Source organism: Pseudomonas sp. UBA5706 (genome assembly GCF_002419965.1).
GTDB lineage: Bacteria > Pseudomonadota > Gammaproteobacteria > Pseudomonadales > Pseudomonadaceae > Aquipseudomonas.
Genome location: NZ_DIHC01000060.1, coordinates 187461 through 204853, shown reverse-complemented (window position 1 = coordinate 204853; position 17393 = coordinate 187461). Strand labels below are relative to the sequence as shown.

The window sequence follows — 17393 nt, the reverse complement described above, 5'->3', positions numbered from 1 at the left end:
GCGAATTGTATTGCCACGTAGAGCGCTGGAATGACCAGCCAGTGGCGAACCCATTAAAAACTCTGACACCCCCATAAAAACAAACGAGGTGCGCCCATGACCGCCAACGCCATCCCGCTGGAACAGCTCGACGCCGACGCGCTGGAAGACAGCATTTATCGCAAGGTCAGTTGGCGCATCGTGCCATTGTTCATGTGCTGCTTTCTGTTCGCCTATCTGGACCGGGTCAATATCAGCTTCGCCAAGCTGCAGATGGCCAGTGACCTGGGTTTCAGCGAAACGGTCTACGGCCTGGGCGCCAGTCTGTTTTTCGTCGGCTACTTCCTGTTCGAAGTCCCCAGCAACGTGCTGCTGCACAAAATCGGCGCGCGTATCTGGATCGCCCGGATCATGGTGTCCTGGGGCATCGCTTCGGCCTGCATGATGTTCGTGCATACCGAGTTCTGGTTTTACACCCTGCGCTTTCTGATCGGTGTGATGGAAGCAGGCTTTGTCCCCGGCGTGCTGTATTTCTTCACCCAGTGGTATCCCAGCTCACGGCGTGCGCGGGTCAATTCCTACTTCAAAAGCTCTATACCCTTGTGCGGTATCGTCGGCGGTCCGATTGCCGGCTTGATCCTCGGCCACTTTGACGGAGTGATGGGGCTGGCCGGCTGGCGCTGGTTGTTTCTGCTCGAGGGGATACCCTCGGTGCTGTTGGGCGGGGTGGTGTTCTGCCTGGTCAAAGATCGCATTGAAGACGCGACCTGGCTCAACGCTCAGGAAAAACAGGTGGTGCTGTCGCGCATGGCCAAAGAGGCCAGGCCGATGGCTCCGCAGAAGGTCAAGGACATCTGGAAACACCCGAGCACCTACGTGATGTCGGTGATCTATCTGTGTCTGGTCATGGCACTGACCGGGCTGTTGTTCTGGATGCCGCAACTGATCAAGACGGCGGGCGTGGCCGACACCCTGGACATCGGTTTGCTGAGCGTGATTCCTTACGTAGGTGCGGTGATCGGCAATCTGCTGATTGGCGCCAGCTCCGATCGCCACAGCGAGCGCCGCTGGCACATGGCAGCCTGCGCAACGCTGACGGCGGTCGGCTACCTGGTCTGCGCGTTGTTCCCCGGGCAACTGGTCCCGCTGATGATCGGAATGACCATCATCATGACCGGCATCATCGCCTGGATGCCGATCTTCTGGACCATTCCGCCGCGCTTCCTCAGTGGCATTGCGGCGGCAGCGGGCATCGCCTTGATCAATTCGCTGGGGCAACTGGGCGGGGTCATTGCGCCGTTCATGGTGGGTCGCATCAAGGACCTGACCGGTACGGCGACGCCTGCGTTGTTTACCCTGTTTGCAGTGAGCGTGCTGGCGGTCCTGCTGATCGTATGGGGCATTCCCAAGCGCTACTACGCTCGCGAAGCCGGGCAGGAATGATCATTTGCAGCGTCTGCCCGTCGCACCCCACAGGGTGAGGGCCCGTGTGCGCGCACAGAAAATCGATGGGGCGATCACGAGGGTTTACAGCCACTGTGGCGCCTTTTGCCCTATCATTCGCGCTTTCGCCGACGCTAAGAGCCGCCATGACCGCCACGCCTGACACCCTGCGCACTGCCCTGCAAACTGCGCTTACTTCCCACAGCATGCTGGAAGTCGATGGGCTGCATGCTTTCGAGTTCAGCCTCGACAACACGCTGCAGATCGAAAGCATGGATGGCCGAGAGCGCAAGGTCTGGCGCTTTTCGCTGGAGCAGCTCGACGCTGCCCGGTTCGATGCCCAGTTGCAAAGCTGGGTCATCCACGACGGCAATGCCGATCACCGTATCGTTGTGCTGAGCGCGTTTGCGGCCGGCGATGAAGAAGACGACGAAGACGAGCAGGAGTGATTCCAGCGCAGGGCGCAAACCCCGTTTGCCCTTGGCAACTACTTCCGGCACACCGCTGTCATAGACCTGAATCTCGCGTAATCAGCGCGCCAACAACTCCAAAAAAGAGATCACCTCATGACTCCCAGACTGTTGCCCTGGCTGGTGCTCGCCAGCAGCCTTACCGCCATTTCCGCTCAGGCCAAACCCATGACTGACTACGACGTACTGGTAGGTGCCTACACCGCTGGCGCCAGCGAAGGTATTTACCGTTACGGCTTCAACACCCAGACCGGCCAGCTCGAAGCCAAGCCGCGTCAGGTGATCAAAAGCGAAAACCCTTCCTGGCTGACCCTTTCCACGGATCAGCGACATTTGTTCGCGGTCAATGAAAACGGCCCGGGGCAGACAGACATCGTGGGCAAGGTCAGCAGCTTTGCCATCGATCCCAAGACCCACGCATTGACGTTGATTAATCAGATCGACAGCAAAGGCGAAGAGCCGACCCACTCCAACCTGAGCCTGGACGGGCGCTTCCTGTTCGTTGCCAACTACGCCGTACACCCTGATCCGGGCGGTTCGCTGGCCGTAGTGCCAGTCGGCAAGGACGGCAGGCTTTCCCCCGTCGCGCAGACCGCCACCCACGAAGCCAGCAAGGTCAACCCTGAACGTCAGGCCTCATCCCACGTCCACTCCGCTGTACCGACACCCGATGGCAAGTACCTGGTCGCGATGGATCTGGGCGCCGACAAGCTGTTTGTCTTCAGCTACGACGGCAAGAAAACCCAACCGCTGCAGCCTGCCAAAACCCCATCAATTGACTTGCCGCCTGGCAGCGGCCCGCGCCACTTGCTGTTCAGCAAGGATGGCAAACACGCTTGGCTGACCATGGAAATGAGCGCCCAGGTGGCCGTGTTCGACTACCACGATGGCGTCTTCAAGCGCACTCAACTGGTAGATCTGGCGAATAAGGAAGGTCAGCAATACCGCGCCGGCGGCGGCCTGCACACTTCGCCAGACGGTAAATTCCTTTACGTCGCCAATCGTGGCGAGGCCAACGAGCTTGTGGTGTTCAGCATCGATTCGGCCAACGCTCAGTTGAAGGAAATTCAGCGTCGGTCGGTCGAAGGCAAGGAACCACGGGAGTTCAACTTTGACCCCAGCGGCCACTTCGTGCTGATCGCCAACCAGAAAAGCAACCAGATCGTCACCGTGCGCGTAGACCCGAAAACCGGCGTGCTTGGCGACACCGTGCAGAAAGTCGACTTCGACTCGCCTTCGGATTTCCGTTTTCTGAAGTGATGAACGCTGGCAAGTGACACATTGACGCAGGCTGCAGCCCTTGATCTATAAGGGCTGTAGCCATCTATTAATTAAATTGATAAGGGCTAGTGGCAGAAAAGATTTTTTCTGAAAGCTCCCCGGGCGTAACTTTCATTCCACGGCCACGACGGTCAAGACTTGAAACGAACCACACCGAGGTACGCATTATGAATTTCAATATCTTCTCCATCATCGCCGCGTCTGCCATCTCCGCCACCGCTGCATTGCCAGCCAACGCCAGTGTTGAAGCCACAGACAAAAAAATCAGCTCGACCCAGACCTACACACCCAAATACCTGCAACAAAGCGCCAACTTCTATGCCGCTCTGGACCACAAGACCCAGCAATGAATAGACCCTGCGGTAAATCCATTGCCCGTTAACGATGTCCACGTTTCATGAGTCACCGATAACGGGGAATGGATTTGCAAGACCACCTTATTTGTTGTCACTGCCGCGCGATTGAAAGAACGCTTTCGCGAGCAACTTCGCCACTAACAGGCTGACGCGACCCACTGACCATTGTGTGTCAGGCCATGTGTCAGATGCAGGCGAACTTGTTCGCGAAAGCGTTGGATTCCCTCCTTTTAATCCCCCTCTGCTGAATAGCGATGGGGATTTTTTTATGTGCCAGATTCATACGATCGCGCCGATACAGGGATGGCGTCTGGCCGACTGACTTCCTGAACCGGCGGCGCTTCTGCAGCTGTGCGACTGGGGCCAGGGCGACCGGCGGCTCAAGGGCTGAGCTTTGCCATGGCGTTCAAGAACAACGCCGACTCCAGAAACCGCTTCAACCACGCCTGCAATTTCGGATACGGGCTTTGCCAGAACCAGTCCGGGTCGACGAAGCAGAACTGGCGCACAAACGGCGCCAGTGCGGTGTCGGCCAGGGTCAGGTGATCAGTGAGCAAAAAATCCCTCGAATCCAACAACCCTTCCAGCCTGCGCAGGAATACTTCACCTCGGGCGCGGTATTCCTCCTGAGTGAACGCGGGATAGCGCACGGCGTATTTGTAGTGGTCCAGATCGGTCTTGAACGTGCCGTCGTTTTCGGCGATCAATTCGGCGAGTTGCCGTTGTCCTGCAGGGTCCGCGACCAGGGACCAATCATCCGGGTCCTGCTGCGCCAGGGCCCAGCGCATAATGTCCAGGCTCTGTTCCAGCACGTGGTCATCGAGAACCAGCACAGGGACCGTACCTTTCGGCGAGCGCTCCAGCATGTCCGGCGGTTTGGCTTTGAGACTGACCTCGATCGTGTCGACCTTCGCGCCTGAATAGGCGATGGCCATGCGCGCCCGCATGGCATAAGGGCAGCGGCGGAAGGAGTAGAGCAGGGCGGGCATCAGTTGACCTCTAGGGTGCTGAGGCCATTGCCCTGGCGCCGTACCTGAATTTGCACCGCAATCCGCTCGTGCATTTCCTGTACGTGGGAAATCACCCCTACCTTGCGCCCCTGAGCCTGCAAACCGTCCAGCGCATCCATCGCCAATTGCAGCGATTCGGGATCGAGGCTACCGAAGCCTTCGTCGATGAACAGCGATTCGATCTTTAGCGTGCTCGAGGCCATCGACGCCAAGCCCAGTGCCAGGGCCAGCGACACCAGGAAGGTTTCGCCGCCCGACAGCGAATGCACCGAGCGCAGTTCGTCGCCCATTTCCGTGTCCATCACCAGCAGGCCGAGCATGCTGCCGCCGCGCTTGAGACGATAGCGGCGTACCAGCTGTTTAAGCTGAGCGTTGGCATGGTGCACCAGCAGGTCGAGGTTGTAGGCTTGCGCGATCTTGCGGAATTTGTCGCCTTCGGCCGAGCCGATCAGGGTCGCCAGACGGCCCCAACGCACGTATTCGTCGTGAGCCGCTTTGATCTGTTCCTGCAACTCGCTGTTGGCATTGCGGCGGCGTTGGTCTTCGCTGACCTGCGCGCGCAAGTCGGCGCACAGTTGCTCGTGAGTCGCCGACTGTGCCTGCGCCTCGCCCAAGGCGCTGATCAGTTGCTCGGCATCGCTGATGTCGCTGTGCTGTGCCTGATGTTGCTGCAGTTGAGCCTCGCGTTCCTGCACCAGAACCCTGGACTGCTCCAGGGATTTTTCGTTTTGTTGCAGGCGCTGGCGCAACGCATTGACGCTCTCGTCGCTCAAGGCCAGCAGCGCGTCGAGGGCGGCGTCGTCCAGTTCGCTGTGCTGGCTGCGCCACTCGTTGATTTGCCGATCAAGATCGACAACCTCCTGTTCCAGTGCGTGCTGTCTTTGCCGTTCACCCTCAAGCTCGGCGGTCAGCTTGATCAGTTCACTGCGTGCGGTCTGCAAGGCCTCTGACGTCGTGGCCTGAGCCTGTCGTGCCTGTTCCACGGCTTGCTCCAGTTGTTGCTGCCAGTGCTCGGCGCTTGGGTGTTCGCCGAGTAGGTCCTGCAATCGCTGCTTCACTGCGGCCTGTTGCTGCTGGCTGTCTGCGAGACGAGTCTGCAACTGCTGATGCTGTTGCTGGCGGCCCTGCTGAGCGATCTGTTCGCGCTCGATTTTTAGCGCGCGTTCGCTGTGCTCCTGCTGCTCGTCCTTCTGCTGATCAAGTTGTTCAACGCGCCGGGCAATGTCGTTGTCCAGTTGCATGAAGCTCTCGGTGGCCGACTCACGCCACAAGGCCAGGCTTTCGGCGGGCAGTAGCGGCTCGAATTCCTGCAATGCGGTCTCGAACGCCTGATTGTCCAGCGAGATGTTGCGCTGCTGATCGTCCAACTGCTTCATGGCCTGCTGGCTCGCTTCGCGGGCGTCCTGCACCTGTTGCTGCAGGGACTCAGCGTCGCGCTGTACTTTCAGCAAACGCGTCTGGCGTTGTTCGGTGCTGAGGATTTCCTGTGCCAGCTGATGCAGCCGCTCGCTGAGCCAGTCAGCGCGCAGGTGTTCGGGCTGCTCCAGCAGACGCGGGTAGAGCCCATGGGCTTCGAGATCCGGTGTGAGCGTTTGCAGCTGCTCGCCCAGTTGGTCCTGTTGCGGTTTGGACTGCTTGAGCTGATTGTTCAGCTCGGCCACTTCGGCGCGCAGTTCGGCAAGCTTCTCGCTCAGTTGGCTGACCTTCAGCCGTGCTGCGGTTTCTTCGTTGTCATCGTGGCCACAGAGCGCTTCAAGCAGGGCCTCGGACTGGTGATAGGGATGTTCCTCGCTGCCGCACACCGGGCACGGCTGATCATTTACCAGTTGCCCGCGCAGTTGTTCGACGCTGGCGCTGCGGGCCAGGCGTTGGCGTTGCAGCACGTCCACCGTGACCTTCAGCACCTGCTCGGCCGTTGCGTGTTCATCCTTGAGTTGCAGCCCTTTGGCGATGCTCTGCGCGCGCCGTTCGGTGGCCTGTTGCTGCTGCATCTGTACCTGTTGCAGACGACTGGCGACGTCGTGATGCCGCTGCCACAGGCGCTCCAGTGAATCGCTGGCACTGTGCTGCTGACGGTTGTCTTGCAACAGCTGGCCGAGCCGTTCGATTTCCTGGCTCACGGCGTCGGCCTTGACTTGAGCATCGTCGTACAGCGCTTGCAGCGCGCTGCGACGTTCGCTCAGGGTCTGCTCGGCGCGGGTCGAGCCCTGCTCAAGTGCCGGAAGCTCTTCGCGTCCTTTGTTCAGCCGCGAACTGACCAGCACGATCTGCTGCAGGCGAGGGCGATAGGCCGCCCACGATTGGCTGAGTGAGTCCAGTGCAGCGCTGCCCTGCAGTTGTTCGGTAATCGATTGCAGACGTGTTTCGACCTGGCGTTGCTGCTGGTTCAATTGACCGAGCGCGGCCTGGCCGTCGTTACTGGCCTGCTCGGCATTGCGTGCCTGTTCGTTGATCTGCTGCAGCTGATCATTCAGGTGATTGAGCTGTACCTGCTGCTCGAAAGCCTGGCTCAACGATGGTTTGGCGTTTTGTTGATGTTCCTGAGCCTGTTGCAGGCCGCTCTGTGCGGCGGCGAGCTGGCTTTGCAGATCAGTCACAGTGGTCTGGGTTTGCGTCTGCAGCTGGCCCTGCTGCTGAATGCGTGCAGCCAATGGCGTCAGCTGACCGTGAAGTTTGTTGCGCTGGGCGAACACATGCCGCTGCGGCGCCAGACGGTCCAGCTGAGTCAGTTGCTGGCGCTCGCTCGCTTGCTGATCCCAGGTGTGCTGCGCGCGGGTCAACTGTTCGTTGGCCGCCAGATGGCTGTCGCGCAATCGCTTCAACTCACCGAACCACTGCTGTTTCATCTCCAGTTGACGCAGTTGTGCCTGTGCCAGCTTCCATTGCTGCTGCGCGTCGCTGAGGCGCTGCTCCAGCTCCGCGCGCTGCTCAGGTTCGAGCGGCGTCAAGTTGCCAGCCTGGGCATTGAGGGTTTTCAGCGCTTCTTCGGCTTCCTTGCTCTTGCTGTAGGCGCGACGGCCGAGCTGGCTGTAAATCGCCGTGTCGGTGAGCTTTTCCAACAACTCGCTGCGCTCTTTGTCGTCCGCTTTAAGGAAGGCGCTGAACTCACTTTGAGCCAGCATCACGGCGCGGGTGAATTGCTCGAAATTGAGCCCCAGTCGCGCTTCGAGCAAGCTTTTGTATTCGGATTTGTTCTGGGTGCTGAGAATCTGCTCGCTGTCAAGGTCAGTCAGGGTCTGGCGGCTGGCCTGCAGCTTTTTCGTCGCGTTGTCACGGGCACGGTTGGTCTCCCAGCGTGCGCGGTAACGACGCTTGTCGACGCCGACGAAGTCCACTTCCGCATAGCCGCTGCCGGTGCCGCGACGCAGCAGGTTGCGCGGATCGTTGGTGCTGATGTCGCCATCGACCTCCGGCACCTTGGATTGGCCGACGTTATTGAGTCTTGGAATCGCGCCGAACAGCGCCAGACACAAGGCATCGAGCAACGTACTTTTGCCGGCACCGGTGGGGCCGGTGATTGCGAACAGCCCGGCACTGGCCAGCGGTTCTGCGGTGAAATCCAGCTCGAACGGGCCGGCCAGAGAAGCGAGGTTTTTCAGGCGAATGGCGAGAATCTTCATGGCTGTTCACCTTCCAGTTGCACGTCTTGCAGCAAGCTGGCGAAGTCCTGCAACGTCTGTTCGTCGACCTCGCTGCCGTAACTGTCGAGCCAGGCACGGCTGAACAGTTCCTGCGGGGTGAGTTGATCCAGTTCGATCAGCTGGCGATCATCCTCATCATCGCGGCTGCCTTTGCCCGCATATTCGGCGGCGATGCGTACCAGGCGCACGGCTTTGCCTGTCAGGGCGGTTTCGATCTGGTTGCGCAGGTCCGGTTGCGGTTCGTCCAGGCGCACCCGGACTTCGAGCCAGGGTTGGCGGTCGACATCGGCCAGCAGATCGATGTCCGGCAGCGCCTTGAGTTGCAGCAGCAGTTCAACCAGCGGCGCCGGACCGACCCGTTGCAAGTTGACGGCGCGTGGAATCAACAGCGGTTTGACGCTGACCAGCTTGTCGCCTTCGCAGTCGATTTCGAGGATTTGATGCTGGTAGCCGATTTCCGAAAAGGACAGCGGAATCGGCGAGCCGCTGTAGCGAATTCTGTCTTCGCCATTGACCCGTTGCGGCTTGTGCAGGTGACCGAGCGCGACATAGGTGATGGTTTCGCCGAACAGGCTGGCGGGCAGCGCCTCGGCATTGCCGATGATCAGGCTGCGCTCGGAGTCTTCCGACACCGAGCCGCCAGCCATGTGCGCGTGGCTGATGGCGATCAGGGGCTGGCCTTTCTTGCGTTTCTGGTTGGCGGCGGCGATGAGCATTTCGTGAACCTGACCGATGCCGCGCAGGTAGTTGTCGCCCAGCGTCAGGCCTGTCACTTCGGCCGGACGCAGAAACGGCAGTGCCAGGCACCAGCCGAGCACCTTGCCCTTGGCGTTGCTCAGCGGCAGCAGCAGGCGGTCGACGTCGAGTATGCCATCGTCCAGCCATAGCACGCGGCCCAGCGCATGGGTGCGCAGACGGCGCATCAGCGGGGCGGGCAATTCGATACGCGAGCCGGAATCGTGGTTGCCGGCGATCATCACGATGGTCAGTTGCGGGCTTTGGTCATGGGCGCTGACGATGAAGTCGTATAGCTGCTCCTGGGCTTTGACCGGTGGGTTGACCGTGTCGAAGATGTCGCCAGCGATCAGCAGCACATCCGGCTTGCGCTCGGCCAGCCGGGCCAGCAGCCATTTGAGAAAACTCTGGTGTTCGAAGTCCCGCTCCTGGCCATGCAGGTTCTGGCCCAGGTGCCAGTCGGAGGTGTGGAACAGACGCATTGGAGTACCTTGGTTCGAATGGTGTCATGTGGTCCGCGCCGAGGCCCCTTGCTCGTTCCCGCGCTCTGCGTGGGAATGCGGGGTCGGTCGCGTTGCGGCCATTGATCGGTATAAATCACTTCGGATAAAGCGGCGGCAGGCTCTCGCCACCGTTCGGGTCAACGGGTTTTTCAACGGCGGGCAGTGCCTTGACTGCCTTCCATAAATCTTCGCCCAGCCACAACGTGCCGGTCTCGCTGTACAGCGCGCCGTTCAGGCCATCGAGGGCGTCGGACAATGGCACAAAGCGCGCCGCCATGTCGGCCAGGGTTTCCGGTTGCTGACGGGCCCAGGCATCCAGTGCCTGACGGGTCGCCTGCGAATCGTTGGCAAGGCTTGCGCGCTTGAGGTCGTCGAGCACGCTGCGCGGACTGGGCCCGGCTTGCGCCACGCGGGTCAGGGCTGGTTGCCAACGCGCGCGCCACCACAGACCAAAGCCCAACAGCGTAGTGAAACTTAACAGCACCGTGCTCAGTTGCCACGGCCACACAGGCACGCCAATCAGTGTCATGCCCGCGTTGTCGCTGACCGGCATGTCCACCGACAGCGCCGGGTTAATGCTCACCTGTAAGGTACGGGCGGGCAGGGCGCTGTGCTCCAGATGGTCTTCCAGGGTGTTCCACCACACCAGGTCCACAGCCGGAATTTCGATGTCGCCCGGACGATTGGGCACCAGTGCTTCGCGTTCTTCACGGCTGCCCACCAAACCGCGTTCATCGGGCTGATTGCTCAACTGCGGCTGGTCGGGGTAGCGCCGCAGCGCACTGACTTCGGTGGCGGGCAGCGGCGGCAACTGGGCGCTGGACAAGCCCTCGGCCTTGGCTATCAGGGTTCGGGTCAACGAGTCGCCAATCTGGGTGTGGGCCGGATCCGGGCTCCAGTTTTCGCTCAGGCTGATGCTGCGCGCCGGCAGCCACGGGATGTTGGCCGGGTAATTGGCCGGTTGCGGTTTGACCTTCAGCGGCAGGGGGGCGGACATCACGCGCATCAGTTTGCCCGGTTTCGGGCTGGTGGCCACCGCCGGTTGGCCGGTGGCGGCGGCCTGACTGACTTCCGGGATGTCCTGCACCATGGTCGCGCTGAACTCTTGTGCAGGAATGGTCATATCGCCGCTCTGCTGCGGATACAGCGCATAACGCATCTCGATCACGCCGTGGCGAATGCCGTTGATCTGTTTTTCATAAGTGCGGGTGTCGCCGAGCTTTTCGATCCGTGTATCCGGCACTTGCAGTGGCGTCAGGCTGCTGTCGTCGAACAGCGACACCGAGTGGTAGATACGCACCGTCAGGACGGCCTGGGCCTGCACGTACACGGTATCCTGATCCAGGCTCGCCTCCATGAACACCGGCGCCAGTTTTTGCTCCTGATCCTGTGAAGGTTCGACTTCCACCACTTGCAGGGCAATCGGCTGGCTGATCAGTTCGCCCAGTTTCAGCGGCGGAATCTCGATTGAGCCACTGCGACGCGGCATCAGCGTTATCAGCCAGCGGGTGGTGGCGTGAACGTTGCCGTCCAGCGTGGTCAGGCTGTTGAGCTGGCGGGTGTCACGGACTTCGAAGTCCGCGTCCAGCGCGCTCATGTCGGGTTTGCCGAACAGCGTGGCGTCGTCGGACTCCAGGGTCAGCTCGACGGTTTCTCCGGTGTTGACGCGGGTGCGGTCGACGCTGGCCTGCAACGTCGAGGCGGGCGAGTCGGCCTGCGCCACCCAAGCGCACAGGCACAGCAACCACGCGATTACCACAGTGTGCAGACGACTCATCGGGCTTTTTCCTGATGCTGCTGTTGTTCGTACCAGAATTTGCGTCGCAGCAACTCGCCCGGTTCATCGGGGATCTGCCGCAACCATTGCTCCAGCGCCTGGCGCTGTTCGCCGTTGATCTGGCTGTCGGCGGGTCGACTGGGTGCGCGGGCGGGCTCGTCTTCATCAGGCGAGGGGCCATCGCTCCCACCGCCACCAGACATCGACCGAGCACTGACAGCGGAGTTGTCATCATCGCGCTGCGCCGACGCCTGTTGACCGGTGTGCTGCTCTTCGGCAGTGCCGCTTTGGGGTTTGCCCGCGTCATTGTCGCCTTCGGTCTTGCCTTCACTGGCGTCTTCGGCGGCCGCCTGTTTGTGTTGCTCCTGCATCTGCTGGATCAACGCTCTGTTGGCGATGGCGGCGGGGAAGTCGGGCTGGCGTTCCAGTGCTTGCTCATAGGCATCCAGGGCCGCCTCCAGCGCTCCGCTTCGGGCCAGCGCGTTACCTCGATTGTAGTGGTCGGCAGCGCTGTTGCCTTGGGCGAAGCGTTGGGCGGCGCCGGCATAATCGCCTGCTTCATAAAGGGCGATGCCTTGCCACCGCATGTCTTCGAAATGCTGTGCCGCTTCGGCGGCGCGATGGTGCGCAAGCAGATGCTGACCTTGCTGGTCGGGGCGCTGGAACAGGTCCTTGAAGTCGAACGCGTAGCTGTGTTGCGGCGCCAGTATCAGAAGCAGCGGCAGGCCCAGCAGCCAGCCGCGGCGACCGGCACAGGCAGCCAGCAATAGCAGGGGCAGCAGCAGCCAGTAACCCTGATCGGCCCAGCTGTCCAACTGCACGGTCTGGCCTTGACTGCGCAGGTCTCGCGGGCTGTCCAGCAGGCCTAGTTCATGCAGGTCGTCGTCGGTTAGTTGCAAGGGCGCGTAGCGGCCGCCGAGTGCTTCTGCGAAGTCGTTGAGGCTAACACTGTCCAGGCGTGGCACCAGAATGCCGCCCTGAGCGTCCTTGAGGAAACCGCCTTTTTCCTGCGCCACCGGTGCGCCTTGCGCCGTGCCGACCCCGAGCATCAGCAACTGCGGCGAGTGGTCGGACATGGCCTGGTGTATGCCCTGGCGCTCCTCGTCGGTCAGCGAGGAGCCGATCCACAGCAGGCGTCCCAGCCCCAAATCGCCCTGGTTAAGCAGATCGCGCGCCTTGCGCACCGCCAGATCGGCGCGTTGACCGCCTTCGGGCATGATCGATGGCTTGATCGCATCCAGCAGGTTCTTGCTGGTGCCCAAATCGTCGGACAAAGGCACCAGCGTATGCGCGCTGCCGGCATAGACGATGATCGCCGTTTGCGAGTCGCCTCGCGCCTGCAGCAGGTCCAGCAGCTTGCGTTTTGCCTGCTCCAGACGAGAGGGCGGGCTGTCGGCGGCGAGCATTTCCGGGGTCAGTTCCAGCAGCACCACCAGCGGGTCTACCGGTTTCTGGCTGGTTTGTTCAACCCGTTGCCAACTGGGACCCAGCAGCGCCAGCAATGCCAGCAGCCAGCCGAAACTCAGGGCGATCCAGGGCAACTTGCTTTCCCGGCCGCTGCCGCCGCTGAGCAGTACTGAATGAAAGGCGCCGGGCAGAATCATCTGCCAGCGACCGACTCGTCTTTGCCGGTGCCAAAGGCGCCAGACCAACCAGCCGAGCAGCGGCAGGATCAGCAGCCATCCGGGCCGCAGCCAGTGCGGCCAAAACGCCACCAGCGAGACGCTCATCGACGCCTCCGCAAACGCTCGAAACGCTGACGCCATTGCGGGCCTTGATACAGCGCGGGCTGGCGAGCGAGAAAACGATACAGCGGGTTCTGCGGCCAGCGTTCATGAACCACCAGCAGCACGCTCAACAGCAGCGCCAGCCCCAGCGGCCAGTGATACAGCGCCAGGGCGGGGCGGGCCTGGGTCGGTTGCTGGGTGACCGGTTCCAGGGTGTCGAGGGTTTCGCCGATCTTTTCCAGCTGCGCGCCATCCCGGGCGCGGAAGTAGCGGCCACCGGTAATGTCGGCGATTTCCCGCAGCGCGGGTTCGTCCAGGTCCAGGCTCGGGTTCAGGCCCAGGATGCTGGTGGCGCCTTTGTCCGGGTCGGCGCCGATGCCGATCGGGTAGATCTTCACGCCTTCGCCCGCTGCCAGTCGCGCTGCCGTGGCAGGGTCGATCTGACCGGCGTTGTTCGCGCCGTCGGTCACCAGAATCAGCACCCGACTTTGCGCCGGACGCAGGCGCAGACGTTTGAGCGCAAGGCCGATGGCATCACCGATGGCTGTGTTTTTCCCGGCGATGCCAATTCGCGCTTCGTCCAGCCAGACGCGTACCGTCCTGCGGTCGAAGGTCAGCGGCGCCTGCATGTACGCCTGACTGCCGAAGAGGATCAGCCCGACGCGATCGCCCTTGCGGTGTTCGAGAAAATCGCCGAGCTGCTGTTTGACCAGGGTCAGTCGGCTCACTTCATCGTTCTGCCAGACCATGTCCGGGTAATCCATCGACCCGGAAACATCCACCGCCACCAGCAGGTCCCGTCCGCTGGCGGCCACCGGCAAGGGGTCGCCCAGCCATTGCGGACGTGCAGCGGCGATCAGCAGCAGCAACCATAAAAGCACGAAGGGCATCTGCCGACGCCAACCGGGCAGGTGAGCGCGAGCGCGACGACCGGCCAGCCCTTCCAGCTCATTGAGAAAGCTGACCTTGAGCGCCGCTTCGCCGCTGTCAGCCACCGGCAGCACGAAGCGCAGCAGCCAAGGCAGCGGCAGCGTTACGAAGACCCACGGCCAGGCGAACTCAAACATGTTTGCGAATCCAGGTTTCGACCGACTGTGTCAGGCCATTGATGGCTTTGTCGTCGAGCTTGCATTCGGGCTTGTACGCGCCTTCGACCAGAATCATCCAGCGCGTCAGGCCGGCCGCCGGGCAGCGGTTGTCGAGAAACGCCAGCCATTTGCGACCGTTGAGGGTGTGGCTCTGGCTGTAGGGGTAATCATTACGGCACAGGCGCTTGAGCAGACCGTTGATCTGCTGCAGCCAGGCACCCGCCGGGGCGCCGTCATAGGGTTTGGGCATCTGCGCCAGTTCGATCAACGCCGACTGACGCAGCGGGTCCAGCGGCTGTTCGCTCGCCTCGCGCGGCGCGCGCCTGGGCAGCAGCACGCGAGCGCGCCATAGGCCGTAACCCAGCAATGGCAGCAGCGCCAGCAAGACCCACCAGCCCGGCGCGGGCGGCCAGAGGCTGATGGGTGCAGGCAGGATCAGTGGCTGCAACTGGTCCAGCTGGCTCATGGGTGTTTCACCGGCTGCTGTGCATTGAGGTAGTCGCGCAGTTGTTCGACCATGTGCTGTTGAGTGCTCAGCGGAATCATCAGCACCCGCAGCTTTTTCGCCAGCAGTTCCCAGCGAGCCTGACGTGCCTGGCCTTGGGCACGGTAGGTCTGGCGCAGGTCGGGGTTGAGGGTGTCCAGTTCCAGTTGGCCGCCGCGATCGGTGAACCTGAGCAGTCCGGCCGCAGGCAATGCATGATCCAGCGGGTCCGACAGCGGCAGCAGCAACAGGTCGCAATGGCGTGACAGCAACGCCAACTGCTGCTCGGCGGAATCGGACAGCGCGCGCTCGTCGCAGAGGATGAACACCAGGCTGCCCGGGCGCAGGACTTCGCGCGCCCGGCGCAGGGCCACGCCAAAGGTGTCGCGGTCGGCCACGGCATCGGTGTGCAGCGATTGATTGACCCGCACCAGCCGATTGAGTAACTGCAACAGGCTCTGTTTGCTGCGCCGTGGTTTGATTTCGTAGTGCTCGTTGTCACCGAACACCAACCCGCCTACCCGGTCGTTATGGCCCAGTGCGGCCCAGCCGATCAGCGCAGCCGCTTGCGCGGCCAGAACCGACTTGAACATCACGCCTGAGCCGAAGAACAGCCGGCGGCTTTGCTCGACCATGATGAAAATCGGTCGCTCGCGCTCTTCATGAAACAGCTTGGTGTGCGGCTCCTGGGTCCGCGCCGTGACGCGCCAGTCGATGGTGCGCACATCGTCGCCTGCCTGATACACCCGCACCTGATCGAAATCCACACCTCGACCGCGCAGCTTTGAGTGATGCAGGCCGATCAGCGGGCTGCGACGTCCGGGGGATGAAAACAGCTGCACTTCCCGCACGCGATGACGCATCTCGATCAGCTCGGCAAGGCTGATGCGGATGCCCGGTTGGGAGATCAGATAGGGTTGCATGGGGTCAGGCGACGGCAACGACGTCGAGAATGCGCTGGATCACGCGGTCCTGATCGATGCCCGCTGCTTCGGCTTCGAACGACAGAATGATGCGATGGCGCAGCACATCGAAGACCATCGCCTGAATGTCTTCGGGGCTGACAAAGTCGCGGCCAGCCAGCCACGCATGGGCGCGCGCGCAGCGGTCCAGGGAAATCGAACCCCGAGGACTGGCGCCGTAGCCAATCCACTCGGCCAGCTCGGCGTCGAACTTGGCAGGGGTGCGCGTGGCCATCACCAGTTGCACAAGGTATTCCTCCACGGCATCGGCCATGTACAGCCCAAGAATTTCCTTGCGCGCGGCAAAGATGGCCTGCTGAGTGACCCGTCGTTCCGGCTTGGTCTCGCCGTTCAACGCCTCGCCACGGGCCTGCTGCAGGATCTTGCGTTCGACGTTGGCATCCGGAAAGCCGATTTTCACGTGCATCAGAAAGCGGTCGAGCTGGGCTTCGGGCAATGGATAGGTGCCTTCCTGCTCGATGGGGTTCTGCGTGGCCATCACCAGAAACAACGGCGACAGGTCGTAGGTGCTGCGCCCCACGCTGACTTGACGCTCAGCCATCGCCTCCAGCAACGCCGACTGCACTTTGGCCGGGGCACGGTTGATTTCGTCCGCCAGCACCAGGTTGTGGAAGATCGGGCCCTGCTGGAACACGAAACTGCCGGTTTCCGGGCGGTAGATCTCAGTGCCGGTGATGTCGGCGGGCAACAGGTCCGGGGTGAACTGGATGCGGTGGAACTGCGCCTCGATGCCTTCTGCCAGCTCCTTGATTGCCTTGGTCTTGGCCAGGCCCGGCGCGCCTTCGACCAGCATGTGGCCATCGGCAAGCAGCGCGATCAGCAGGCGTTCGACCAGTTTCTCCTGCCCGAGAATCTGTGTTGAGAGAAAGGTTCGCAGCGCGACCAACGCTTCACGATGTTCCATCGATGACGGTTCCTGGCAGGGTAGGCGCAGCACCAAAACGGCACTGAAGCAGGGGGCGTTACTTTAATGCATCGGAGGGGGCGGCGACTAACGGGGGAGGTGGTTTTTTCAGTGTTTGGCGGCGTTTACCGAGCAAAACAGCTGATTTACCTGGCAAGTTGCGGGTTTCTCGCCATTTTGCCTGGACGCTGGCGACAGACGCTTGCCTGAAGCCCGCCCTGTGGAAGTTGCGCCGATTAGACCTCGCTGATGTAGCTGCCCACGCCGTTGAGAAGGATGCGCAGGGTCGCGTCCAACTCTGCCAACTCACCGGGCGGCGTGCTGTGACTGATGTCGTAGGTCGTATCGCCGCCGAACGGTTTGGCATCGGTCGCGTCGATTTCCACGACCAGGCGTGTGGCAGAGAAGGTCACTTTCAGGTTGGCCTCGACATGGATGGTGTCGTCGCGGAAGGTGATATCGACTTCGTCCTCGTCCGGGAAGCGAGCCAGCAGAAACAAGTCGCCGTTGCTGGAATGGCAGCATGCCAGCGCCATGTCATCTTCTTCCTCGTCGCAAGGGTTGTAGATGAAGCTGTCGGTGGTCATGTGCATGGCAGTATTCCTATGGCTCGGTTCGGGGCAGGGGGGGATTTTGCCAGTACTGCGTAGATTTTGCCTGCTTGCCGCACAGGTATGGCGTTCTCATCAGACCATCGGCTTGCCGGCTGCATCGATCATGGGAGCGGCACCGCTAGCAGGCCCGACTGCCACGGCACATGGGCAGGTTTATCGTCAGGCACTGCGAGGCGCTGTTCGTGCCTTCCCGACATCGGAGGAAACATTAGGCTACAAGCCGATGTCCGAATATGTCGCAGCATCGCAAGCAGGCTCATGGTTGCTGTCGTTAAGCTGCCCGGCAGATGAACGGGTGTGTAGCCAAGCCTGCCTGGGCAGACGCCTCACCGAAGTCATTCGGGTCAAAGGAATGTGACGACGCACACACGACGAGCGTTACTACTAAGGCATGTGTG

Annotated in this window: 14 protein-coding genes; 4 read left to right on the top strand and 10 right to left on the bottom strand. The window is 61.6% G+C overall.

Going from position 1 to position 17393, the window contains the following annotated elements; genetic code table 11:
* Positions 1-96: 96 nt before the first annotated feature.
* The 4 genes from B3I26_RS27645 to B3I26_RS27630 all read left to right on the top strand — a co-directional run bounded on the left by B3I26_RS27645 (position 97) and on the right by B3I26_RS27630 (position 3523).
* Positions 97-1422, top strand: a complete 1326-nt coding sequence (locus tag B3I26_RS27645; RefSeq protein WP_296262591.1) for an MFS transporter — start codon at positions 97-99, stop codon at positions 1420-1422.
* 146 nt (positions 1423-1568) lie between these two features.
* Positions 1569-1871, top strand: coding sequence for a DUF5629 family protein (locus B3I26_RS27640; protein WP_296262590.1), 303 nt, complete (start codon positions 1569-1571; stop codon positions 1869-1871).
* 117 nt (positions 1872-1988) lie between these two features.
* Positions 1989-3152 carry a lactonase family protein gene (locus tag B3I26_RS27635; RefSeq protein ID WP_296262589.1) on the top strand — a complete coding sequence of 388 codons (1164 nt, stop codon included), beginning with the start codon at positions 1989-1991 and terminating at the stop codon, positions 3150-3152.
* Positions 3153-3340: 188 nt separating this feature from the next.
* Positions 3341-3523: a hypothetical protein gene (locus B3I26_RS27630; RefSeq protein ID WP_133751521.1), complete on the top strand. Its 183-nt coding sequence runs from the start codon at positions 3341-3343 to the stop codon at positions 3521-3523.
* Between the two features lie 386 nt (positions 3524-3909).
* Here B3I26_RS27630 and B3I26_RS27625 read toward each other — a convergent pair whose 3' ends face one another.
* The 10 genes from B3I26_RS27625 to B3I26_RS27580 all read right to left on the bottom strand — a co-directional run bounded on the left by B3I26_RS27625 (position 3910) and on the right by B3I26_RS27580 (position 16974).
* Positions 3910-4518 (bottom strand): glutathione S-transferase, encoded by a 609-nt coding sequence (locus B3I26_RS27625; RefSeq protein WP_296262588.1) that lies wholly within the window; start codon positions 4516-4518, stop codon positions 3910-3912.
* Positions 4518-8159, bottom strand: a complete 3642-nt coding sequence (locus B3I26_RS27620; RefSeq protein ID WP_296262587.1) for an AAA family ATPase — start codon at positions 8157-8159, stop codon at positions 4518-4520. The genes B3I26_RS27625 and B3I26_RS27620 overlap by 1 nt, the downstream gene beginning before the upstream one ends.
* Positions 8156-9397, bottom strand: coding sequence for an exonuclease SbcCD subunit D C-terminal domain-containing protein (locus B3I26_RS27615; protein WP_296262586.1), 1242 nt, complete (start codon positions 9395-9397; stop codon positions 8156-8158). Before B3I26_RS27615 ends, B3I26_RS27620 begins: the two co-directional genes overlap by 4 nt.
* Positions 9398-9512: 115 nt before the next feature.
* The gene (locus tag B3I26_RS27610) at positions 9513-11195 is read right to left on the bottom strand and encodes a BatD family protein (RefSeq protein WP_296262585.1); all 1683 of its coding nucleotides are present in this window, start codon (positions 11193-11195) and stop codon (positions 9513-9515) included.
* Positions 11192-12913, bottom strand: a complete 1722-nt coding sequence (locus B3I26_RS27605; RefSeq protein ID WP_296262633.1) for a VWA domain-containing protein — start codon at positions 12911-12913, stop codon at positions 11192-11194. Before B3I26_RS27605 ends, B3I26_RS27610 begins: the two co-directional genes overlap by 4 nt.
* Before the next feature lie 8 nt (positions 12914-12921).
* Complete coding sequence (locus B3I26_RS27600) at positions 12922-13989, bottom strand: vWA domain-containing protein (protein ID WP_296262584.1); 1068 nt, start codon at positions 13987-13989, stop codon at positions 12922-12924.
* On the bottom strand, positions 13982-14476 hold the full coding sequence (locus tag B3I26_RS27595) for a DUF4381 domain-containing protein (protein ID WP_296262583.1): 495 nt from the start codon (positions 14474-14476) through the stop codon (positions 13982-13984). The genes B3I26_RS27600 and B3I26_RS27595 overlap by 8 nt, the downstream gene beginning before the upstream one ends.
* Positions 14473-15417, bottom strand: coding sequence for a DUF58 domain-containing protein (locus B3I26_RS27590; RefSeq protein ID WP_296262582.1), 945 nt, complete (start codon positions 15415-15417; stop codon positions 14473-14475). The genes B3I26_RS27595 and B3I26_RS27590 overlap by 4 nt, the downstream gene beginning before the upstream one ends.
* A 4-nt stretch (positions 15418-15421) precedes the next feature.
* Complete coding sequence (locus B3I26_RS27585) at positions 15422-16381, bottom strand: AAA family ATPase (RefSeq protein WP_296262581.1); 960 nt, start codon at positions 16379-16381, stop codon at positions 15422-15424.
* A 236-nt stretch (positions 16382-16617) separates the two neighbouring features.
* Positions 16618-16974, bottom strand: coding sequence for a hypothetical protein (locus tag B3I26_RS27580; protein ID WP_296262580.1), 357 nt, complete (start codon positions 16972-16974; stop codon positions 16618-16620).
* Positions 16975-17393 lie beyond the last annotated feature (419 nt).